The 22,196-nt window shown below is 42.9% G+C and carries 28 protein-coding genes; 8 read left to right on the top strand and 20 right to left on the bottom strand.

From position 1 onward, the window contains the following. A partial coding sequence (locus tag LAY57_RS36640) for a hypothetical protein (protein ID WP_476727025.1) occupies window positions 1-107 on the bottom strand: 107 nt, incomplete at its 3' end. Between the two features lie 37 nt (window positions 108-144). Here LAY57_RS36640 and LAY57_RS25445 point away from each other — a divergent pair. The 3 genes from LAY57_RS25445 to LAY57_RS25435 all read left to right on the top strand — a co-directional run bounded on the left by LAY57_RS25445 (window position 145) and on the right by LAY57_RS25435 (window position 2,728). Beyond that, window positions 145-957 carry a metal ABC transporter ATP-binding protein gene (locus tag LAY57_RS25445; protein ID WP_249069904.1) on the top strand — a complete coding sequence of 271 codons (813 nt, stop codon included), beginning with the start codon at window positions 145-147 and terminating at the stop codon, window positions 955-957. A gap of 165 nt (window positions 958-1,122) precedes the next feature. Continuing rightward, on the top strand, window positions 1,123-1,977 hold the full coding sequence (locus LAY57_RS25440) for a metal ABC transporter permease (RefSeq protein ID WP_249069903.1): 855 nt from the start codon (window positions 1,123-1,125) through the stop codon (window positions 1,975-1,977). 379 nt (window positions 1,978-2,356) lie between these two features. Beyond that, window positions 2,357-2,728, top strand: coding sequence for a nuclear transport factor 2 family protein (locus LAY57_RS25435; RefSeq protein ID WP_249069902.1), 372 nt, complete (start codon window positions 2,357-2,359; stop codon window positions 2,726-2,728). A gap of 100 nt (window positions 2,729-2,828) precedes the next feature. On the opposite strand, the gene LAY57_RS25430 is transcribed toward LAY57_RS25435, so the two are convergent. After that, complete coding sequence (locus tag LAY57_RS25430; protein WP_249069901.1) at window positions 2,829-5,441, bottom strand: NHL repeat-containing protein; 2,613 nt, start codon at window positions 5,439-5,441, stop codon at window positions 2,829-2,831. Window positions 5,442-6,036: 595 nt separating this feature from the next. Here LAY57_RS25430 and LAY57_RS25425 point away from each other — a divergent pair. From LAY57_RS25425 to miaB, 3 genes are all read left to right on the top strand, one after another. Further along, window positions 6,037-7,206, top strand: coding sequence for an AAA family ATPase (locus LAY57_RS25425; RefSeq protein WP_338022488.1), 1,170 nt, complete (start codon window positions 6,037-6,039; stop codon window positions 7,204-7,206). Beyond that, a complete protein-coding gene (locus LAY57_RS25420) occupies window positions 7,203-7,682 on the top strand; it encodes a hypothetical protein (protein ID WP_249069899.1) in 480 nt (159 codons plus the stop codon). Before LAY57_RS25425 ends, LAY57_RS25420 begins: the two co-directional genes overlap by 4 nt. Window positions 7,683-7,959: 277 nt before the next feature. After that, entirely contained in the window at window positions 7,960-9,390 is a 1,431-nt protein-coding gene (miaB, locus tag LAY57_RS25415; RefSeq protein ID WP_249069898.1) for a tRNA (N6-isopentenyl adenosine(37)-C2)-methylthiotransferase MiaB, read from the top strand. Between the two features lie 57 nt (window positions 9,391-9,447). On the opposite strand, the gene LAY57_RS25410 is transcribed toward miaB, so the two are convergent. From LAY57_RS25410 to LAY57_RS25370, 9 genes are all read right to left on the bottom strand, one after another. Then, entirely contained in the window at window positions 9,448-10,968 is a 1,521-nt protein-coding gene (locus tag LAY57_RS25410; RefSeq protein ID WP_249069897.1) for a hypothetical protein, read from the bottom strand. Window positions 10,969-10,973: 5 nt separating this feature from the next. Continuing rightward, complete coding sequence (locus LAY57_RS25405; RefSeq protein WP_249069896.1) at window positions 10,974-11,288, bottom strand: hypothetical protein; 315 nt, start codon at window positions 11,286-11,288, stop codon at window positions 10,974-10,976. A 5-nt stretch (window positions 11,289-11,293) separates the two neighbouring features. Next, complete coding sequence (locus LAY57_RS25400; protein WP_249069895.1) at window positions 11,294-14,749, bottom strand: CHAT domain-containing protein; 3,456 nt, start codon at window positions 14,747-14,749, stop codon at window positions 11,294-11,296. Between the two features lie 18 nt (window positions 14,750-14,767). Then, a complete protein-coding gene (locus LAY57_RS25395) occupies window positions 14,768-15,157 on the bottom strand; it encodes a type II toxin-antitoxin system VapC family toxin (protein WP_249069894.1) in 390 nt (129 codons plus the stop codon). Then, the gene (locus LAY57_RS25390) at window positions 15,154-15,372 is read right to left on the bottom strand and encodes a hypothetical protein (protein ID WP_249069893.1); all 219 of its coding nucleotides are present in this window, start codon (window positions 15,370-15,372) and stop codon (window positions 15,154-15,156) included. Before LAY57_RS25390 ends, LAY57_RS25395 begins: the two co-directional genes overlap by 4 nt. 245 nt (window positions 15,373-15,617) lie before the next feature. Continuing rightward, entirely contained in the window at window positions 15,618-15,842 is a 225-nt protein-coding gene (locus LAY57_RS25385) for a DUF2281 domain-containing protein (RefSeq protein ID WP_249069892.1), read from the bottom strand. Window positions 15,843-15,894: 52 nt separating this feature from the next. Next, window positions 15,895-16,254 (bottom strand): hypothetical protein, encoded by a 360-nt coding sequence (locus LAY57_RS25380; protein ID WP_249069891.1) that lies wholly within the window; start codon window positions 16,252-16,254, stop codon window positions 15,895-15,897. 33 nt (window positions 16,255-16,287) lie between these two features. After that, complete coding sequence (locus LAY57_RS25375) at window positions 16,288-16,653, bottom strand: papain fold toxin domain-containing protein (protein ID WP_249069890.1); 366 nt, start codon at window positions 16,651-16,653, stop codon at window positions 16,288-16,290. 15 nt (window positions 16,654-16,668) lie between these two features. Further along, window positions 16,669-17,130, bottom strand: coding sequence for a hypothetical protein (locus LAY57_RS25370; protein ID WP_249069889.1), 462 nt, complete (start codon window positions 17,128-17,130; stop codon window positions 16,669-16,671). 235 nt (window positions 17,131-17,365) lie between these two features. On the opposite strand from LAY57_RS25370, the gene LAY57_RS25365 reads away from it, so the two are divergent. Together LAY57_RS25365 and mazF are read left to right on the top strand one after the other, a co-directional pair. Further along, a complete protein-coding gene (locus tag LAY57_RS25365; RefSeq protein ID WP_249069888.1) occupies window positions 17,366-17,608 on the top strand; it encodes an AbrB/MazE/SpoVT family DNA-binding domain-containing protein in 243 nt (80 codons plus the stop codon). Beyond that, entirely contained in the window at window positions 17,605-17,949 is a 345-nt protein-coding gene (mazF, locus tag LAY57_RS25360) for an endoribonuclease MazF (protein ID WP_249069887.1), read from the top strand. The genes LAY57_RS25365 and mazF overlap by 4 nt, the downstream gene beginning before the upstream one ends. Here mazF and LAY57_RS25355 read toward each other — a convergent pair. The 9 genes from LAY57_RS25355 to LAY57_RS25315 all read right to left on the bottom strand — a co-directional run bounded on the left by LAY57_RS25355 (window position 17,924) and on the right by LAY57_RS25315 (window position 22,190). Then, window positions 17,924-18,229, bottom strand: coding sequence for a hypothetical protein (locus LAY57_RS25355; protein ID WP_249069886.1), 306 nt, complete (start codon window positions 18,227-18,229; stop codon window positions 17,924-17,926). The two genes, mazF and LAY57_RS25355, sit on opposite strands and share 26 nt — an antisense overlap. Before the next feature lie 143 nt (window positions 18,230-18,372). After that, on the bottom strand, window positions 18,373-18,651 hold the full coding sequence (locus tag LAY57_RS25350) for a hypothetical protein (RefSeq protein WP_249069885.1): 279 nt from the start codon (window positions 18,649-18,651) through the stop codon (window positions 18,373-18,375). Continuing rightward, window positions 18,614-18,973 carry a DUF6972 family protein gene (locus LAY57_RS25345; RefSeq protein WP_249069884.1) on the bottom strand — a complete coding sequence of 120 codons (360 nt, stop codon included), beginning with the start codon at window positions 18,971-18,973 and terminating at the stop codon, window positions 18,614-18,616. The genes LAY57_RS25350 and LAY57_RS25345 overlap by 38 nt, the downstream gene beginning before the upstream one ends. Before the next feature lie 119 nt (window positions 18,974-19,092). Continuing rightward, window positions 19,093-19,893 carry an Rpn family recombination-promoting nuclease/putative transposase gene (locus LAY57_RS25340; protein ID WP_249069883.1) on the bottom strand — a complete coding sequence of 267 codons (801 nt, stop codon included), beginning with the start codon at window positions 19,891-19,893 and terminating at the stop codon, window positions 19,093-19,095. Window positions 19,894-20,029: 136 nt separating this feature from the next. After that, the gene (locus LAY57_RS25335; RefSeq protein WP_249069882.1) at window positions 20,030-20,410 is read right to left on the bottom strand and encodes a type II toxin-antitoxin system VapC family toxin; all 381 of its coding nucleotides are present in this window, start codon (window positions 20,408-20,410) and stop codon (window positions 20,030-20,032) included. Next, the gene (locus tag LAY57_RS25330; RefSeq protein WP_249069881.1) at window positions 20,410-20,634 is read right to left on the bottom strand and encodes a DUF2281 domain-containing protein; all 225 of its coding nucleotides are present in this window, start codon (window positions 20,632-20,634) and stop codon (window positions 20,410-20,412) included. The genes LAY57_RS25335 and LAY57_RS25330 overlap by 1 nt, the downstream gene beginning before the upstream one ends. A gap of 112 nt (window positions 20,635-20,746) precedes the next feature. Continuing rightward, window positions 20,747-20,929, bottom strand: coding sequence for a hypothetical protein (locus tag LAY57_RS25325; RefSeq protein WP_249069880.1), 183 nt, complete (start codon window positions 20,927-20,929; stop codon window positions 20,747-20,749). A 49-nt stretch (window positions 20,930-20,978) separates the two neighbouring features. Then, window positions 20,979-21,155 (bottom strand): PIN domain-containing protein, encoded by a 177-nt coding sequence (locus LAY57_RS25320; protein ID WP_249069879.1) that lies wholly within the window; start codon window positions 21,153-21,155, stop codon window positions 20,979-20,981. 282 nt (window positions 21,156-21,437) lie between these two features. After that, window positions 21,438-22,190, bottom strand: coding sequence for a Uma2 family endonuclease (locus LAY57_RS25315; RefSeq protein ID WP_249069878.1), 753 nt, complete (start codon window positions 22,188-22,190; stop codon window positions 21,438-21,440). Window positions 22,191-22,196: the final 6 nt, after the last annotated feature.

The following is a 22,196-nucleotide window of genomic DNA, read 5'->3' as shown; positions in this document are numbered from 1 at the left end:
ACTGACCACTGACCACTGACCACTGACCACTGACCACTGACCACTGACCACTGACCACTGACCACTGACCACTGACTGCTGACCACTGACCACTGACCACTGACCACTGACCACTGACCACTGACCACTGACCACTGACTGCTGATGGAACCTTTACTCGAAGTAAAAAATCTGACTTGTGGCTATGAAACCGCGCCAGTATTTAGGCAAGTGAATCTAGCCCTCTATCCCGGTCAATTCTGCGGTCTGGTCGGGCCTTCGGGCAGCGGCAAAACTACCTTAATCCGAGCGATTTTGGGGTTAAATCGACCTTGGGAGGGAGAAATTTTGTTTCGTGGTATCCGCCTCAAACCGGGAAATTCTCCCCCCAAGGTGGGCTACGTACCGCAGGTAGAAACGGTAGATTGGAACTTCCCCGTCACGGCTCTTGAAGTGGTAATGATGGGTCGGTATCGACATCAGCATAAGTGGCCTTGGCTTTCCGCACAAGACAAGGCAGCTGCCAGAGAATTGCTAGCCAGACTTGGTATCGAAGAGGTAGCAGGACAAGCGATCGGTGAGTTATCTGGAGGTCAACAGCAGCGGGTGTTCCTGGCGCGTGCGCTCATTGGAGAGCCAGATATAGTTCTGCTGGATGAACCGACCAGCAGTTCTGACTTGCGGGTTCAGCACGAACTGTTACATCTTTTATCTCAGCTAAACCAACAAGGTTTGACGGTTTTGCTTTCCACCCACGATCTCAATTCTGTCGCCACCCATTTGCCTTGGGTAGTGTGCTTTAACCACAGTTTAATCTGCCAAGGGAAGCCGATCGATATTTTTACACCTGCCAATCTTGAGCGTACTTTTGGAGCGGAAATGGTGGTTTATCATCACGAAGGTCGGGTTTTAATTGCCAACAGCATGACAACCCAATTTCATCCCAACCAACATCTGGAGCATATTGCTAAAAGCTAGAGGAGTGGGGGAGTGGGGAGTGGGGGAGTGGGGGAGTGGGGGAGTGGGGGAGTGGGGGAGTGGGGGAGTGGGGGAATAAAAATGTTATTTTTTTGAACAAAAGCATCACAATTCCTCATAGCCAATCCAAAATCCAAAATCTAAAATCCAAAATCCAAAATTCCCATGAACTGGTTGCTTGAACCGTTTCGCTATGAATTTTTTAGCCGTGCTATCTTAGTCGGCATGATGGCAGGACTGTTGTGTGGCGTGATGGGGGTTTATATTACAACTCGCCGCATGAGCTATATCGCCCACGGTCTGTCCCATGCGATTTTAGGGGGAGCTGTACTGAGTTACGTGCTGGGCTTGAATTTTTATATCGGTTCCGGGATTTGGGGATTTGCAGCTGCGTTGCTGATTCAGTATCTTACCAGTCGGAGAGTTTACTCGGATGCTGCGATCGGCATTGTCACTACAGCTAGCTTTGCCTTGGGAGTCGCTATTATCAGCACCTATCGCAAATTCAGCCAAAACTTTGAAGCGGCTTTGTTTGGTAATGTTTTGGGCGTTTCACCTACGGATTTATGGGTGGTAACGGGGGTTACCGTTGTCCTTCTGAGCTTGGTTTTCTTGTTCTATCGTCCATTGCTGTTCTGGTGTTTTGACCGCGAAGTGGCTCAAGTTCATGGGGTGCCTGTATGGGCGATGGATACCCTGTTTGCTTTGATGCTGGCGACTTTACTGGTGGCGACGCTCAATGTGTTGGGGGTGACTTTGATTATCTCGGCGGTGGTGATTCCGGCTTCTATCGCCCGACTTTTGAGCAATCGCTTTGGTTTGATGATGATTATTTCGGGGGTTTTAGGAGCTGCGATCGCATTTATGGGCATTTACCTGAGCTACTACTTTGATATCGCTTCTGGAGCCAGTGTCGTGCTACTCTCAACTTTGATATTTGGCTGTGTGTTACTTTGGAGGAGCGTTCAACTTCGGCAGAAACGCTATCTGCCACCCCTCCCCTCAAAGCACTTTCAGTAGACCGAAAAGTTTTGCAATCGCGCCTGGATTGTTTGATTCAGATCTTGCACCTTTCTCAATAAGGTTTGAGAAACCGGGTTTCTAGACGAAAAATATGGGTTTTGAGGTTTAGCCATTTGCAAGAAACCCGGTTTCCGATCCTGGTGCAAGGTCTGAATAGACGTAAAAATTCCAGCATTTGTTTAAGAGTAAATATAGTAACCGCCAAGGCGCTTAGGACAACTCCAACTCTTACCTCTGGTCTTTCCATCCCTTACGGAGTCACCCTTTTCCCTCTTCCCTCTTCCCTAGTCCCTAGCCCCTAGCCCCTAGCTATAATAACTTGGATAAAATTTCTCTACCACCTCAACTTTATTCGGCTCACATACTGCCATAATCAATGGAAAATATCACGATCGAAAACCTGGAAGAAAAACTGCGGCACGCCATGCTCACCAGCGATGTTTCCGCACTCGATGAACTCATTGCAGACGACCTGGTTTTCACGATGCATACAGGTCTGGTGGTCAACAAGCAATACGATCTCGAAGCGCACCGCTGTGGAATATTCAGGTTCACGAAGTTGGATATTAGCGATCGCCAAATCCATCAGTATGGCGATTGCGTCGTGGTCACCCTCAAAGCTGAACTTGCTGGAACCCACAACGATCGAGCTTTCTGGGAAACCTATCGCTTCACTCGTGTCTGGGTACAGCGACAGAACCTTTGGCAAATCGTAGCAGGTCATGTGAGTCAAGTGATTCCCCTGTGAACTACTCCAACTAATTGCTTGCAATATAGTTAAAGCTTCCAACTTCACAGGGGACTGTATGTAATAAAACTTTCGTTTTACCAGGTGTTTCTCATCATTATTATACCGGACGAGCTGAGAGGTAATCGGGAGCTAAAGCTACCGACTCAGGCTTGTTCCTGTTCGCTGTCTGATTGGCTGCAATATTGAGGACACCCGACTGTCTGAGAATATTATCAAAGCGCAAGATCGCATCATTTGATTTCTCAGCTACATAAAGGTTGCCACCGTCGAAAGTAATGTCAACTGGATTCCCCAATCTAGTATTTGCCCCGCCGATTTGCGCTTGAACGGCAAAGTTACCGTTTGCAGTGCTAGCGTTGTTAATTACAAAAAGTTGTCCGTCAGTTGGACTCGCGGCACTGCCTACATCGGAAAGCAGCAATGTGTCTGACGATTCCACGTAAATCACCCCGTGCAGGTTAACGGATACCTTATTCGTCCTCGTAGGATCGAAAGGTGTGATTACTCGTGTCGGGCCGCTAGAACCTTGGGTAGCTACATACTGGTCGTAGACGAGTACGGTGCCATCAGTTGCGGCTACGAATAGGCGATCGCTATTCGGTTCGTAATCAACATCCCAAGGACGCCGCCCGCCGAGATTAGTAGTACGGAATACTGGTGCAACATCACCTTGAGCTTGCGTGCTGAAAGCAAGAATACTTGGAGATGCGGCATTATTTTCGGTGACAAATACAAGCCCTAAACCATCTGCCACATCCAAGCCTTTAGGACTGACAAGCCCCGTATTAGCACCAGTAATTGTCCGGTCTCTGGAGGGATTAACTCCTCCACCGTTTCGGCCATCGGCAAGCCGATTCATAATTAAAATACCGCCGTTTGTGTCATTGCTATCAAATGTGATAAAGCCATCACCCGCCAAATCGAAGGTGATGTTTTCCAAGCTTGGAACTGCGTTGGAAGTATTAAATGTTGTCTCGGTTTGCAAGCTGCTGGAAAGCTTAGTCACGAAATCGGTCAAACCTGCTGCTGGGGGGTTACTCGTGGTAAAAATCGCATCGATTATAGTAGCTGTAGTCTCGATATCAGTTACACCGCGACTCGTTATCCCATCACTCACATCCGCCACCAAAGCTTCTGGCTTGATTTCCGCAACGCTGACATCGGGAGCGATATTTCCGCTAGGCCCATCAAAAATGTTCCTGAAAGTCAGAAGTTGATCTCTTGCCTTCTCCGCTACTCGGACATCAGTACCGTTTAAGATCAGATCTACTGGATTGCCCAGCTGGGTTGCTGGCCCTTCAATGGTACGGGAAGGTATGACATTGCCATTGGCGTTGCTGGCGTTGTCTATGACATAAATTCGCCCATCAGTGTTGAAATTTGGACTTTGCGCCATAGTTGCTGCACCAACGTCAGTGACAATCAACTTATTTCGTGCGGGAGAATAGACAATGCCGTGCAGATTGGTAGAAACCTTGGTTCCCTCAGCATTTACAGGGGTAATAGTCCGAGATATACCGCCAGCACCGATATTTGTACCGTCACCGATGTAGTTATCGAAAACGCTGATGTTCCCATTGACTAAGGCGACATATAAGCGATCGCTTTCTTCATCGTAGGCAGCGTCCCAAGGATTCGCCGTCAGGTTTGTAATCGCTACGGGGAAGACATCACCACCAGCGGCTGTTCCGAATACCTTGAGGTTTCCAGCGCCATTATCGGTGACAATCAGAAAACCAGCAGTTTGGGCAATGGCAAATCCTTTAGGATTAACCAATCCGGTGCTAGCTCCTCCGATCTGGCGATCCCTTATAGTTGAAAATACGTCACCGTTAAGTCTGTTGCCTATTTCAGAAATGATGCGAATGGTTCCAGCGCCTGGAGTTACGTCTCCCGCCTGATAAAGATTTCCTAAAACATCAAGCTCAACGCCTTCATTGTTTCCAGCGACAAACCGCTTTTGGACTACCAAATCGGGGCTCGTGCGATCGACATCTCCAATGTTACCAGTACCGTTATTAGAAACGTAGATAGCTGAAGGATTGAGCAAGACATCATTGCCGAAGCGTCTTTCTGCTACACCATATTCAACGTAGTGTTCAAAGGCACTTTCTATTCCCGGACGACCAACAGCAGCCGCTACATCTGGGTTTTGCTGTAGATAAAAACCGTTACTGTAGTCAGCGCTGGGGCTGCGGTTTTCAAATTGACCTGAATTTAAATAGTGTTTGATACCAGTAAGCGAGTCAGTACCGATCGCAGCCGCTACATCAGGGTTTTGGGCTAGATACAAGCTGTTATCGTACAAACGGCTGGGGTTGCGACCCTCAAATTGACCACTATTCAGGTAGTGTGCGATCGCAGTCGTTTGTCCTCTTTCCACAGCTGCTGCTACATCCAGATTTTGCTCTAAATAATAGCGGGTATCGAATACTTGGCTGATATTACGCTTCTCAAATTGACCGGATAATTCGTAGTGTTCAAAGCCACTCCTAAAAACGCCAGCGTTAACCTGCGCTGCTACATCCGAGTTTTGCTGTAAATAAAAGCTATTACTGAATAGCAGGCTGGGGTCGCGACTTTCAAATTTACCAAATGAGTTAAAGTGTTGAAGACCGCTGCTAAAAGCGCCACTATTAACTGCTGCTAGTACATCCTGGTTCTCGGACAAGTAATAGCTTTCACTGAAAAACGGGTTGATGTCCAACATAATAATCAACTACCATTAGGTATAGATCGCGGAAAAATCAAACAGGGCGCTAGAATTGCTGAGGGTGCAATTCCCAAATTAGATCGAGTGGCCTAGCCGACAGCTAAAAACTAAGAGCGGTCACGAATTTGGCCACATGAAAATAATTATCCAATTCTAACAAATTGCGATACCCGTGTGTGTTGGACGTAATTTTATCAAAAATTATCTCTTCTTCTCTTCGTCCATAACTCTAACTTTGGTTAGATGCTATTTAAAAGGGGTTATTATAAAAGTTTCTTGTCTGGGTTTATAATAGCGATCGCTATAGCTAGGGACTAGGGACTAGGGACTAGGGGAAGAAGGGTCTAGAATCCGCCAACGTTTCAGGAATTAAAAACGACCTGACTGACTCATCGGTTGCTATACATTCAATCTAAAATTTAAAATCGGCTGACTGAGACGATCGCACTTTCCCAAAAGCATCATTTTTAAGGAATCGAAACATTGGTGTCGATACAGTTAAGTAAGCCGTACCTCATCCGATCGTAACTAACGAATCAACCTCTGTGAACTTGATTTAATACCTGTTTTTGCTATTGGCTATAGTGATATAATGGGTGCAGATCATCAAAATTTTCTTTCACTTCCTATTCATCGAAATCGTTTTGCTATGCTCCAAAGACTATATGTACACAACTTCAGATGCCTAGAAAACTTTGAACTGACCATAAAGGAGATGCCATCTGCTCTCTTGATTGGAAAAAACGGTGCAGGTAAATCAACTATTGCCTTTGCATTAGAGGTACTTCAGAAGATCGGTCGAGGAATAAATAGAGTTAAACAACTTGTCGAGGAGAAGGATTTCGCTCGTGGAAGATCTGATGTACCGATCCGGTTTGAAATAGAAGTATTACTTGAAAATAAATTATACAAATATGTCCTTGCCTTCGAGTTGCCGGAAAAATTTAAAGAGCTTCGAGTTTTTGAAGAAGAACTGTTAGTTTCTGGAGATACAATTTACTCTAGAAAAGAAGCCCAAGTCACTCTTCGCAAAAGCGCACAAAATAGTGAGGCTCAGTTTCTGGTGGATTGGCATCTTGTTGCCCTTCCAGTAATTCAGGATCAATCAGAAACCGATCCGCTTCGTATTTTCAAGACTTGGCTTGCTCGCACAATAATTTTAGCCCCGATCCCAAACTTGATGACTGGAGACTCCAACGGCGAAACTTTGGAGCCAAAGCGAGATGGTTCAAACTTTGGGGAGTGGTTTTCTGGGTTACTCAGTCGCTATCCCGCCGCTTACACACAGATAGTTGATAAATATCTCCGAGAAGTTATGCCTGACATTCAGGATTTTCTGAATGAACTTATTGGCAAAGACTCCAAAAGCATGATTGTTCGGTTTGAAGCAAATAATGCGAATCTGAGTGTTGATTTTAAGGACTTATCGGATGGGGAGAAATGCTTTTTTCTTTGCGCTGTCGTCTTGGCTGCCAACAAATTTTACGGCCCACTTTTTTGCTTCTGGGACGAACCTGACAACTATCTCTCCTTATCAGAAGTTGGACATTTTGTAACGTCACTGCGACGCTCATTTCAGGGTAACAGTCAAATTTTAGTGACATCTCATAATCCTGAAGCGATCCGAAAGTTTTCAAATGAAAATACATTTGTACTCGATCGAAAAAGCCACTTGGAGCCAACTTTGGTCAGATTACTCAGTGATATACCTGTACCAGGCGACCTCATAAATGCCTTGATTCTTGGCGATATAGAACTATGAGCGTCAATAAGTATCAACCACACCTTCTTGTTTTGCCTGAAGACGATGCTAATCGCCAGATTGCCAATGGATTTATTCGTAACCTTAATAGCAGCGTCATTCAAGTCGTACCGATTGCTGATGGGTGGAAAAAAGCTGTGGATCAATTGACGAATGATTATGCGCCTGGAATGCGACAATTCCCACAAAGAAGGATTGTTTTGATCATTGATTTCGATAAGGATGAAAATCGGTTTAGTTATGTGGAGAGTCAGATTCCAGATGATTTAAAAGAAAGAGTCTTCGTTCTTGGAGTGCAATCTAACCCAGAGAGTTTAAGGAGAGACATTAAAAAGGATTTTGAGGGGAGCGGAGAAGCTCTTGCAAAGGATTGCTCCGACAACACGAATGAATTATGGAATCACGCTCTTCTCAAACATAACAAAACTGAGTTAGAGCGGATGATTTTATCTGTAAAACTATTTCTGTTTAATTAGAGCGTAACGTCAGAATTTTGTCTATTCTGCTCTTGGGTATATTATCCGGAAAATTTTTGATAAAATCTGTAATTAGATATGTTATATGGAAAAAATCTGTAGATTTGATAGTTAAACGACTTCTACACTACACTACTGATGTCTACAATCTGCGATCGCAACCCTTGACAAACGGGATAATCTTCAGTGGTTCGATGCGATCGCCCGCTCCCTGGTTAACCATTCTATAATTTATAAGGGTTTGCAACCCGTTTCCAATCTTTGCCCGTAACTTACCATGACCACCTCCCCTCGCCGCTATCACATCACCACCTTCGGCTGTCAGATGAACAAAGCCGACTCCGAACGCATGGCTGGCGTCCTGGAAGATATGGGCTTTCAGTGGTCAGAAGACCCCAACGATGCCAGTCTGATCCTCTACAATACTTGCACGATTCGGGATAACGCCGAACAAAAGGTTTATTCTTATCTGGGAAGACAAGCCAAGCGCAAACACGAACAACCCGACCTTACTCTCATTGTCGCCGGTTGCGTCGCCCAGCAGGAAGGGGAAGCTTTGCTGCGGCGCGTGCCAGAGTTAGACTTGGTGATGGGGCCGCAACACGCCAATCGCCTCAAAGATTTGCTCGAACAGGTATTGGATGGAAATCAGGTAGTTGCCACAGAACCCATTCGCATCATCGAAGATATCACGAAACCGCGACGGGATAGCACCGTTAGTGCTTGGGTGAATGTGATTTACGGTTGCAACGAACGCTGCACCTATTGTGTAGTTCCATTCGTGCGCGGTATTGAACAATCTCGCACACCAGAGGCGATTCGCGCTGAAATGGAAGAGTTGGGGCGTCAGGGTTATCGGGAAGTAACATTACTGGGTCAGAATATCGATGCCTACGGTCGAGATTTGCCCGGATCGACGGCAGAAGGTCGTCATCAAAACACCTTGACAGATTTGCTTTACTATGTACATGATGTGCCGGGAATCGATCGCATTCGTTTTGCTACCAGTCACCCCCGCTATTTCACAGAACGCCTGATCAAAGCTTGTGCAGAGTTGCCGAAAGTTTGCGAACATTTCCACATTCCCTTCCAGTCTGGGGATAACGAATTACTGAAGGCGATGGCGCGGGGTTATACTCAGGAGAAATATCGCCGCATTATTGATACGATTCGGCGTTATATGCCGGATGCGTCGATTAGTGGGGATGCGATCGTCGGTTTCCCAGGCGAAACAGAAGCACAGTTTGAAAATACGCTCAAAATTGTTGAAGATATTAGTTTCGACCTCTTGAATACTGCTGCTTATTCACCGCGTCCGGGTACACCAGCAGCGCTGTGGGAGAATCAGTTAAGTGAAGAGGTGAAGGCAGACAGATTGCAACGGCTCAATCACTTAGTTAATATTAAGGCAGCAGAGCGATCGCACCGTTATCTCGATCGGATCGAAGCAGTCCTGGTAGAAGACCAAAATCCCAAAGACGCCACTCAAGTAATGGGGAGAACAAGAGGCAATCGCTTGACATTTTTCACTGGCGATATTACTAAAGTAAAAGGTAAGTCAGTGCAAGTGAAAATCACCGAGATTCGCCCTTTCAGCTTGACTGGTGAACCGTTCGCCGGGACAGTGGAACCCCACCCCCAACCCCACCCCGCAACAGGGGGGGGAGAAATACTCCCCCCCCTCTCCGAGATCGGAGAGGGGGGTTAGGGGGGTGAGGTTCCCGATAGCCCAGCAGCCGGACGCTACCATATCTTACTTGGTTTATCATGTTTTTGGTGGCAGCGTACTTTGGTTATGCGATCGCACTTTTGGCTGAGAACTTATCTGCACTGGTTGACTTGGAGAACTAGGTAAATTAACCTGATTTTTATGATTGCCAATTCCTAATGACAACCTGCGTTTTACTCCTGCTATTAAGCTTTTACCGTTCATCACTCCAGAAACCATACCCCATGTAGCTACGCCTGCTAAGAGGCTGAGGAGGATAACCAGGGTGAAAGTATTGAGAGAACGAGGTTCTTGAGGGAGCCAATAAGGGGCGCTAGTTGCGACAACTCCTGCTGCACCTATGCCAAAGCCTACATGGTAGATGGTTTGTTGCAGATTGCGATCGCGTTCTGCTTGTTCGATCTCCACCCGTCCTCGGATAGCATCTAAGGCTTTTTCTAGTAAATCCGATCCATTGGCAAAATAGTCCAAGTCCGCTTGAATTTGCTCTTCAAAAATATGAGCATTTTCGTCTGCGAAATTTTTGAGAAAACTTAAATCTTCTTGTGGGTATTTTTTTTGTATCAGCTTTATCTCTCTTTCATAATTTTGAAGATTAATTTTAAGAGGGAGGCGGTAGTTATCCAAGTCTCTGATTAACTCAACGTAACTAAAATTAAGGCGAGGAATGCGCTTAAGTGCCTTTTTAAATTTTTCTAAATCACTCGAATCTAAGGTTTGAGCATCTGGAAAACTTTCAACAATAGCTATTTCCGTTTCTATTTCTTTATAGCTATTGGAGAGGACTTTATAGACAGAGCGACTTAATTTATATGCCTCGATAATTTTATTACGGTAGCAAAAAATATCAACTAAGTTCGGGTATTCTTCTTGTAATTTTGTGTCGGTTTCAGGAGTGACGAATATCCAAACTAAAACGTGACAATAATTTTCTAATTGATCGGCAATACCATACTCAAAAATGGAACTCCCAAATAGTTGGCCCGATCGGTATAATGGAGGAGTGTTTAATTTGTCAGGAATAAAAGCTCCCAAGCATTTATCAGCCAAAGATTTCAGCTTTTTTTGCTCTTCTCTTGAGTTCCAGAATTGCCAAGTTTTTTCTGGAGTGTACCAAAGAGTTAATAATAAAGTTTGACCTAGAGAAGCGTTAACTTGGCTTGGCATCCAGCATTCGCTAGGATGCAAGCGTTTAAAAAAGTCTATGTCTACGTCAGAAGTTTTAATTCCCTGTTCGTTTTTTTCGGGACGGCGGACATTCAATGCTAAGGCAAAAGTATCGTGAACTCGGACGGGATAAGCAATGCCTGTGATGGGGGAATCTGACCATTTTTCAAAGAAAATGGAGGCATCATCTTCGGTTTGTTGAGCAGAAAGTTCAACTCGATATCCGGGTTTGTCTAAGATATCAATTGTTTGATTAATCCCGAATTCTTTTAAGATATTTTCGCCTTTCTCAAATAGTTCTTTGAGATTATCTTTTTGATCTCCAGATTCTTTTCGCAATTGATAGGCAAATAAATGAACGTTCGGCGCATAGATTTTGGTAGGAGACATAAAAGTTATTTGCCGTTTTCGATATCTTTGAGTTTTTGTTTCACTGCTTCGCTTAATTCTTCAAAGACGTTAGCGACTCCTGTTTTGGGTTGTTGAGCTTTAACTTTGGTAATTTCTCTGGTACTTTCTTCAAATTCCCTAAGCTGATCTGTTATATCTTCGTGGTTGCGTAACCATTCATTAAGAGTTTCCTCTGTATTTTGCCAAGGTTCGCTGCTGACGGATTCTAAGGCTCGATCCAATTCCCTTAAAATGTCTATTTCAATGGGTTCGCTTTCCACGAAATTTGGGAAAGCTAATAAGAGAGAATCTGTAGTCATAGTTTTTAGTTTCCTATAGCGCAAAATGCAGCCCAGTAAGACGGGCTTTCAAATAGTTTCTTGTCAGACCTGTATTTTTTAACCAAATCCTCGAAGTCTTTGATTGACTCTGAATCTAATTTTAATTCGCCGAGCCATTCTAGTAATTTAGATTTGGGAACATCTCGCAGCCAAATTTGGGCGGTGTTGAGGGCTACTGCCATATCAGTAGTTTTCAGATTTTCATAGAATTTAATCATCAAAAACGCCGTTGCTAAGTCAGCGACTGACCACAAACTGGAGAGTACCCCCTGACTACCAGCATACAAAAAGCCTGTAGCCAAGCCAATACAGTCATCACTTTGCTTGGTTGTGTCTGTCAACCCCGTTTCGCAAGCGGAGAGGGTGACGAGGCGACATTTAGGTAAGTTTAGTGTAGCAAAGATGTCTTGCAGAGTTAGGCATTTGGCGGGGTTGGCTTGTCCCCCGGAACGCAATCGGATGGATTTTGTCCCGGTGGGTGAGTCTGTTGATTCCATCGCTCCTGCTAGGATTAGGGATGACATGAGGGGTGTCTGGAAATCAAAGGAACCGTGACAGGAAAAGTGGACGTAGTGCGCTTGGGCGAGGGTTTCTAGGTTGTCGATGAGGGCGGTTTTGGTGGCTTGTTGTTTGCTTAAAATGTCGGCGGGTGTAAAGTCACGTTTGATGATTTCTACTTCTATATCTGTGTAGGCAAGGTCTTCGGTAGGGTTTTGGATGGCAAAAAGGGTGCGGGTATCGGCTGGTGGGCGTTGTCGTTGCTGTACTCGTTGCAGGAGTTGGCAACTGGGGGCGTATCGCACGCCTTTTTTGAAGCAATCAAGCAGACAAGGTTTAGCGGGGGGTTGGAGATGGGGAGTTTCTTGATTAAATTGCAACCAAGTTTGTTGGCTAACAGATAAGGCATGAAGGGGGAATAGATGCAGGTAGCGGTGGGGAACTAAAATCAGGGAGTCACAATTAGCTAGGGTAGGGTGGTTGAGAATTTCATCAAGGCGCAATATTTGGGAAAGACTACTTAGCCACTCAGAAAGATTATTTCGCCAAGTTTTGGTGTTGTTAAATAAGGCTTCGAGATACTGTTCATTCCAAGCTTCTAGCTTGTCTAATTCGGCTTTGTCAAACTCCACAACTTCTAAACTTGACTGGGTGACGATGAATATTTGGAAACTGTCTGTGCCAATATGCCACTCTAAAATAGCGGTGTGGGAATCAATTAAATCGCGGATTTCGGCAACGGTAATAGGTTTGACTTGTTGAGTGAGGGTGAAGGCGGGATCTCCTTTCTGACACTGGGCGAAAACTTTATCAAGTTGGCGCTGATATTCTTGCAGGAGTTCACGCTGTTGGGCGATATACTCGCGGGTGTCGGTGGATATTTCTCTGCTACGAAATCCCTGGAAACTGTCGCGATTAAATGTGCTGCGATTATCTGTTGAGGCTAGTGATAGCTGTATTGATGAGATGTTTCTTCTTAGGTTGCGTAATTCCTCTTTGAGTGAATCATTAGCGTTTTTGGGTTCAAGTTTATCATTTGCTAGTAATTCGACTAAGTTACGAGATTTGCTGCGTTCAACGGTTTCGAGGGCTTTTTCAATTTGTCCATCATTGATGCAGGCTTGCACCATTTTAATGTAGACATCTATGGCGTTCAATTGAATTTCTTGACGGGCTGCTTCGTTGGTTGTCCATTCCCGACTTTGTTCGACTGCTGCTATTGCATCGGAGTAACTTTGCCAAGCTGCTGTCCATCGTTTATTAGCCAAAGTAAATTCACCCATTAACTCCCATAAGTTAAAACATTCTATTGGAAAGGATGTAGGGGTAAAGATTTCTGCGGCTAAGTTAAAACAATCAACCATTTCTTTAAACTGTTCTAAATGCCCATATAAATCCACTAGATTATATTGAATTCCTGCCCAGTGATAATAAAATTTTTCAGGAGTAAAAACTTTAGCCGCTAATTCAAAATTATTGAGCGCCAGCTTCAAATTATTTGCTTTGTCTTCGCGAATTCTCTGTTTATATGCTACGCCTAGATTATTCAGAGTATTAGCCCAACTTTCTGGATAATCCTCATAAGTATAAACTTGTAAAGCCGCCTCGCAACATTCAATTGCCCGTTCGATATTTTCTTCTTTACTTTCTCGAATTCTTCTTAGGTAAGTACCTGCTAAATTACTATAAACTTTTGCCCAGTCTTCAGGATATGCTGTACGAGTATAAACTGTCAGTGCAGCTTGATAATATTTGATTGATTTATCTATATTTTCTTCTTTGTCTTCTCGAACTCTGTGTGAGTATGCAATTCCTAAATTATTCTGAGTTTTTGCCCATTGTTCGGGATTGCCTTCAGGAGTATAGAATTCTAACGCAGCTTTGTAACATTCGATCGCCCATTCAGTATTTTCTGCTTTAGACTCACGAAGTCTACAATCGTAAGCATATCCCAGAGAAAGCTGAGTCATTGCCCATTCTTGCTTGTATTTTTCACGGGTACGGACTTTTAACGCAGCTAAATAGTATTCAATCGCTTCTTCCAGATTATCTGCCTTTTCTCCGCGCAGTTTGTTGTTGTAAGCTATTCCCAAATTATGCTGAATTCTTGCCCATTGATAATCATTTTTGTCGCGGGTATAGACTTCCAAAGCAGCTTGATGATATTCAATCGCTTTTTCAATATTTTCGGATCTTGAACCTTCAATTCTGTAGTCGTAAACACATCCTAAGTTAGTTTGAATATTTGCCCAATCTTCGGGATATTCTTTATGAGTATAGACGATTAAAGCATCTTTTAAAAATTGAATCGCCATTTCAATATTTTTCGCTGTTTTACCCGAAATTCTATTGATATAAACAATAGCTAAATTAACTAGCGTATTTGCCCAATCTTTTGGAAAAACTTCGAGAGTGTAGACGGTCAGCGCTATCTTATTACCTGTAAGAGCAATTTCTTGATTAATTGCTTTATCGCCTCGCGGAAACTCCTGAATCAATCTACTAAAAGTGAAAATAATTTTTGCAAGACCTTGATGTTTTTCTAAGTCTTCGCTTTTTAAATATTCGGTTGCCCAAAGTTTCAAAGTGTACATAAAATCTATATTTAATTGATCCTCCTTTCCTACCAAAAAAGAATACACTTCTTCTTGATTGCCATTGCTTCTTTCAGTTAACGATAATACTTCTAATAAAAAATCAATACAAATGGTAAAGGTCACAGCACCAGTCTGAGTAGCCAGTTGATCCGCTATATCTTTCAAAAACTCTGCTGTACTTTCATATCCTTGGGTAGTAAGCTGTTCTACTACTTGCCTCATCGTATGTACCAATCCACCATCTATCAGTTCTTGATTGGCGTTCAAAATTTCATTTACCTGGGTGGGATAATCCAACAGCATACGAATCAGATTTAGGTAAGCTTGAGTGCGACTATCATCCATTGGGAATCACCTTATCAATTATTTAAGTGTTAGCACATTAGGGTAACTAAGAATCTTAGCATCAGCCGTCAGCAAAGGACACCCCAGAACTCTAGCTGTTGATACAATTACTTGGTCGAAGGGGTCATTATGAAATCCGCTTAACTGTGTTGAATCAATAATAATTGGCAAAGTTAAATTTATCAGTTGCACACCGGGGTAAGCTAAAGCAGCCGACAACCAATCCTCAACAGTCACAGAAAAAATCAAACGATTTTTCTCTATCAACTTTGCTACTTCCCAACAAGAAACAATGCTAACTCCCAAGCCCTGCTGCTGATATTCTTGTATCCATTGACGATATTTTGGAGTCAGTCGTGCATTGTTATCAACCCACCACACCCAAATATGAGTATCAAGAATAATCATTTTAAGCATTCCCAGTCTTCTAATGCCACAGGTTCAGTGGGGTCATCATATTGGCAGACTTTACCCTCTAAGGGATAAGGATTTGAGTCGGGGTGAGGGCGGCGAGGAGATTCAAGAATAATAATTTCCACTGCATCGCCTCTCACAAAAGGTAAATTATCTAAGGTGATTTTGCCATTCTCTGCAAAGGTTGTTTCAATACGATGTGCGTTCATATTATTTCCTAATCCAGAACTTGGTTGCTTTCATTTTAGATCCAAATTATCAGACGGTCAATGATTGCGGATGATTACGTTGTCGCGCTAAAGCGCCAGCTTTTATTAGGTTTCATACTTCTTGTAAAATGCGACTATTCAAACGCTCATATTCATCCTCTAAGAGCCACATTTTAGCATCATCGTAATTGTCAGTTCAAAAATGTACCAAATTAGGGTATGGGTATCTGCTACGACTGAAGGCATCAAACAATCTCTCTGGGAAAATTTCCCCACATTTCTTGTCGGGCTTGGGCGATGTCTTCTTCCGTAATATTTACTTTTAAGTCAGCACACAACCCTTTGACACTCTTTAGCGGTTTTTTAGGCATATTTTTTTGTTGAAGAAATTCAGCAAAATCTAAAACTTCTTGCTGTCTGTCTGGGGGCAATGCCCGCAACTTATCTAAAACAGCTTGCTCTAAATTCATCGTTTATTTTGCTCCATAATTACTCTTAAATAATCTTAACCTTTACAATTGACTATCCAGTTTTTACATTACCGACTTTTTCCTTAACTTGCTCTACTTCTGAATGGTTATCTCGCTGCAAAAACTCATCAAGCAACTCATAAAAACGATAAAATGCTCGTTCTTCATTGTTAGTATAAAACTCGATTATTCTTGCCCATGAACCTGATGTTGATACTTCATATCGCTTTTGCAACCAGGGTTGAAAGTCTCCATAAAATTCCATTTCTTTTTCTGTGGGTTCAACTCCCAACTCTTCTCTAGCCGTTCTATAACCGACTATAAACATAAAAAGATCTGTTGCAGAAGCTCGTCCGATATACATTCCTGGTTTTTTATGAATTTTATTCAATATATCAAAAAGTCCGCTCATCTAAATACTCTCCTTTTTTTACCAAAAACATTTTTAGAAACCGTCTAATTCTTCAAGTATAAACTCTCCTCTACGACAGGAAAAATCATTCACCCAATCTTCTTTAGACAGTCCCTTAGTTGACAAATTATCAAAAACCAGCCCGCGTACTTCAACTCCGTAGTGAATTCCATTCGTTGTAATAGACTCATTTGCACCCCCGCCCCATCTTTCTAAGCGTGTACTTAAGATGAATTCTTCTCTATACTTAGTTTTGAGCTTGAGTAACTTACCCGCAATTCTATTTTCTGCCAGCCATTTTAACACGGCTTTGGCACACGGCTCACATTTAAGGATATCGTACTGGCTGACTATCGCACCAATCTCTCGATAAATCTCCTCATCTGAAAAATCGCTCACTTTCCCTCACACCCTCTAAAATCTTCCATCAAAATCGATCGCACTCTCAGATTGCAAAGGACGCTCAATTTCATCAGGGTCAAGCATCACTTCATCATCCTCATTCAAGTCGAAATTCTCTGGAACTAATCGATCGAAGCTATTGCGGGTAGGAAGATCGGGCAAGTCTCCCAGCATAGCAACTGCTTCAGCAAGTAGATTAAGATTCTCTGGATCGGGGTGTTTTTGTGCCGCACGCACAGCCAAGATGACGACACGCAATCCTCCCCTTAGCCGATCGACATCACGGGCTAGTCCATACATTGCTTGAAAGTCACGTTCCTCAATAATGCGGTACTGTCCTGTTTTTGTCTGGAGGGTAGCGATCGCACCATTGGCGATCGAACTGAGTGCTTCTGCGCCCTGCAAACGAAACTTCTCAAACGATGTCCAATTTGCACCGCTTCGCAACCTAAATTTTTTATTTGTAATCTGCATAGTTTCACCTCTTTACTATATCCTAACGTAAACCCAACGAAAAAACAACGGCTATTGATTTTGATGGGTGGGTGGCCAGAAACCGGATTTTTTCGAGATACTTCCTTACTGTCGGCAAAAATCGTAAAAATTCGGTTTCTTTGGTATTAGTTGCTATACTGTAGACACTCTGTATATACATCCTTAAAAAAGGGTGAAGTGCTGAGAGTAATATCACTAGCTAGAGGATTAAGCTATGGTTGCGACGATCGCCAAGTGGGGAAACAGTCTTGCTGTTCGGATTCCACAGCATTTAGCTAAAGAGATTAACTTAGCTGAGGGTTCTCAAGTGCAGTTTGTATTGATAGATGGTAAGCTAACAATCGAGCCGATAACTCGTCGGCGATATTCCATAGAGGAATTGATAGAAGCGATTACTCCAGAAAATCTTCATAATGAGATTGATAGTGGAGTTGCCGTGGGGAATGAAGTTTGGTGACACAATCAAATCCCTACATTCCGAGTCGAGGCGATATCGTTTATTTAGACTTTGACCCAACCAAGGGACACGAACAAAAGGGACTTAGACCGGCTTTTGTGCTGTCGCCTCGTGCTTACAATGAGAAAAGCTCCTTAGCTTTATTTATGCCGATTACAAAACAACAAAAAGGGTATCCTTTTGAAGTCTCTCTACCAACTACATTGAAAGTTGAAGGAGTAATTCTTGCCGATCAAATCAAGTGTTTAGACTGGAAAGCTCGCGGTGTTCGATTCGTTGAGTCTGTATCTGAAGATGTGATTGAGGAGGTGCAAATCAAAATTGAGCCATTGTTACTGTAAAAGCGATCGGCGATCGCGGATGATATTGAGGATGTCTTTTCTCCAAATAAGCTGCGATCGCTTTTTTCCGATTTGCCCTTTCTGACAAACCAGGCGGCGCATCTTCTAACAGATGTTCGGGATGTCCCCCACGCCTTTCTACAATAGTTTGACGCGGTTGTAAACTCAGCCAGCGATCTTTAACTAAGCGTTTAATCAATTCATCGCTTGTAGTTTTCTCCCTTCCTAGAATTTCTACTAAATAAGCTTCCGTTTCCTTGTCCAATTCTATAGTCAGCATGAAAACCTCCGAATTAATTACCCTAAATTATACATGACATTCAGCATCGATTCATTAATTAACTACAATTTCTTATGCAGAAACCGGGTTTCTGGAATTTTCTAGGTACGTTGTTGCGCTAAAGCGCCAGCTTTTATTAGGTTTCATACTTCTTGTAAAATGCGACTATTCAAACGCTCATATTCATCCTCTAAGAGCCACATTTTAGCATCATCGTAATTGTCAGCGGTAAAAATAACCTTGTAGTTTTGTGCCGGGTTATAAATGCAAAACTTCCCTGATTTTTCCTTAACTAACATCAGGATATAAGGAGGAGATATCAGAGTGTCTGCCCATATTTCCGCAAACTCCCACTCAATTTCTTGATCTGATTCTTGCGTAACTTCAATAGATTTTACGGGGTCTTGTGCGAGGTATGACATGATATTTACCTGTAGTTTTCTTGATTTTTATTTCACCGTAATTTAGAGGTGTCCGAGTTCCGTCTGCTTTTAGTATATAACCAATTGGTTCTGAAAAGTACAATCCATAACGTTCATAATTATCTTCTGCATCATCGTCTCCTGTACGTTCCCCTCTTAGCTTAATTTCTGCGGCTACTCTTTCCATTGTTTCTCTATCATTAAAGAGATGGACAATTCCTTCACTTTCAAGTTCGCTTTGGGCTTTTTGGGTTCCGGGGAGATGTTTATCAATGAGACTGGTTCTAGTTTCCAGGGTAATTTTACGCTCAATTCCACTCATCTTCGCTGTCAAGTAATCATAGTTACTAGGTTACTGGAAATTATACATTACATTCAGCCTCGATGATAGTGCGTAGGTTTGGTTGATTTCAGAAACCCAACCTACGCTTTATAGTGGGATTAATTTTGTGCCGCTTCCGCAATAGTCCCTTCTACTTCAGCCACAGGCAAGTCTAAGACTGTAGCAATTTGTTCTGTACTTAATCCCAGACTAACCATTCTGAGAATTGAAGCTTTTTCTCGCTGTTTAGCTTCAGCTTGGCATTCAGCAAAAACATCTTGATAAAATCTAGTTTTCTTTAAATCACTGAGTTCAAACATGGCGGCAATTTCCTCTCTGGATTTTTGGGGTAACTTGTAAACTATGATAGTCTCTAACAAGTCGATCAGACTCTTTCTGATAGCAGCATTGGGGATTTCTGTTTCAGCTTGCCTAGCTAATTCTCTAGCCAAGTCTGGGGCCGTATTTTCGGGTTCAATTATCAGCTTCAGTAATTTGATTGACAGCGATGCTGTTTCCGGTGGATTCAGTTCATCAATGTAAATCCGGGTGATGTTAGGGAGTGCCAGCATTTGCTGAAAGTGGAGATCGCTTTCTCTTTCAGTTTGGCGATTTGGGTAAATCACTACCAATTGCCAAGGGTGCGGCGGTTGGTATTGTTTTAGATAGATAAATAGTTCGGCAAATAGACGATAGTACAGATTTGGATCGGGTTGAAATTGCACCTCCACAATGTAGAAAGGTAGTTGAAAATCTTCAATAATTGGCAGAAACAAGCCATCTAGGCGAAAGGCTAATTGTTTAACCTCTTGAGAGGTAAATTGGTATTGGTTAGTAGCCTCGGCTGGTATGCCCAAGAGGGCGAAGAACACAAAGGGAAATTCTTGGAAGATGCTGTAAAATAAGCTATCTGTTTTCATGGATTAAATTAAGGTTAGATGATAATCAATCAATTTTAGATAAGCTTGTGCGCGGGTTTCATCCATGATGACCAGGGGGTAGGTAGTAACACCGATATTTATTTTATCATATTCACCAAATTGTCTGAATAGTAGTTTAAGCTTGAATTTTCCCATCGCGGGTGACTAAGGGAAGACTCAAAGATAAAGCAGTCGCAGCAATAATTCTATCTGGCATATCAGGAACCGTTGCCCTGTCAATTTGTTGAATAGTTGCCGAGATATTGCGATCCAAAGGTGCTAGCAGAATCCCCACATTTGGATCGTCCGCAGCATTTAAAACTCGTGTCAGCACCTCACCTGCCAAACGCCCTCGCTCAATTAAGTAAGAAATTTCTACAATTGTAATTGCGGAAAAGTAGATAAAATTTCCCTCATTAACCGCTTGTTCTAATGCTGTCAATGCTGCTGCCGACAATCTTGGCAGTTCAAAAATGTACCAAATCATGGTGTGGGTATCTGCTACGACTGAGGGCATCAAACAATCTGCCTGGGAAAATTTCCCCACATTTCTTGTCGGGCTTGGGCGATGTCTTCTTCCGTAATATCTACTTTTAAGTCAGCACACAACCCTTTCACACTCTTTAGCGGTTTTTTAGTCATATTTTTTGGTTGAAGAAACTCAGCAAAATCCAAAACTTCCTGCTGCTGAACCGGAAGCAAAGCCCGTAACTTATCTAAAACTGCTTGCTCTAAATTCATTATTATTTTTCCTCCTTAATTACCCCAGAATCATCTTATCAACCCACCACACCCAAATATGAGTATCGAGAATAATCATTTTAAGCATTCCCAGTCTTCTAATGCCACAGGTTCAGTGGGGGTCATCATATTGGCAGACTTTACCCTCTAAGGGATAAGAATTTGAGTCAGGGTGAGGGCGGCGAGGAGATTCAAGAATAATAATTTCCACTGCATCGCCTCTCACAAAAGGTAAATTATCTAAGGTAATTTTGCCATTCTCTGCAAAGGTTGTTTCAATACGATGTGCGTTCATAGTATTTCCTAATCCAGAACTTGGTTGCTTTCATTGTAGACCCAACTTATCAGAGGGTCAATGATTGTGGATGATATTGAGGATATTTTTTCTCCAAATAAGCTGCGATCTCTTTTTTCCGATTTGCCAATGCTGCATCTAAATCAATCATTGCTGCTGGCGATAATCGAGCAGTCTCCCGCAAATACCAAATAATTGTATGAGTATCGGCTACAACGGCTGTCATTAAATATTCTCTTTTGTAAAATTGCCCCACATTTCTTTTCTAGCTTGGGAGATACAGGGGTTCCCGCTGTTATGAGGTACAGAAGTAAGGGCGAAGCATTCCGGCAAATAACTTATTGGTTATATGCAGAGCTTAATTACCGGAATGCTTCGCCCCTACTTAAAATGTACTCTATTACAGCGGTAATTGCTATAAAGGTATGTTGTTGCGCGTTTGCGCTCTTATTATAACGGGGATAAGATCGCAAAAGCGCAACAACGTACCTAGATGCGCGACAGCTAATTAACTCAATTCATCGGGATCAATGCCTTGAGAACGCAAATACTCTGCTAAACGTTCCGCCCTTTGAGCTTGCTGTTCTGCCCTTTGACGTTCAATTTCAATTTGTTCAACTGCCCAAGGTTGCAAATTCTCTGCTTCATCCCACCAACGCAACCAATAACCCGTTTCTTCTTCCTTTTTGCCCTGCCATGTTCCTAAAAATAACCCCATTTCAGGAATCCAATTACGGCCATTTTCATTCGGAAATTCTAATTCATACCGTTCTCCGCTTAGGCGATAAACTTCCAAAAGTCCACCTTCCGGATCGAAAATTACATAAATTGGAACCCGCAAAATTTGCTCATAGAAAAACCATTTTCCCGGCGGATAGGTGCGTTTAACTGAATATTCGCCGCCCTCAGTTTCCGAGAGAAATTCCATCACAATCAGCGGCACTTCTCCCTCTAAATTTGGCGTATAACTTCTCCGGTATTTTGGCACTGCCAGCGGCTTCACAGATGTAACATACACCCAATCCGGAGCTTTAATTACTAACTGTTCATCAATCGTGGCACAGAGTCCAAAATTGGTGGCGATTAACATTTCTGGCTTGATAAAACCGATTAATTCTAAGGTTTCTCGTAATGCACCAGCAATCAAGGGCTGACCAGTATTGTCCACAGGTTCCTCGTCTAATTTATAGTTGTCTGGTAGTTTTTGCCAGGTGATTTTGAGTGGTGCTGTTCTGAATAGGGGAGGCGCTTCTGTGACCATTGTTTT

The organism is Argonema antarcticum A004/B2, from assembly GCF_023333585.1.
Lineage (GTDB): Bacteria > Cyanobacteriota > Cyanobacteriia > Cyanobacteriales > Aerosakkonemataceae > Argonema > Argonema antarcticum.
This window is presented reverse-complemented; position numbering and strand designations above follow the sequence as displayed.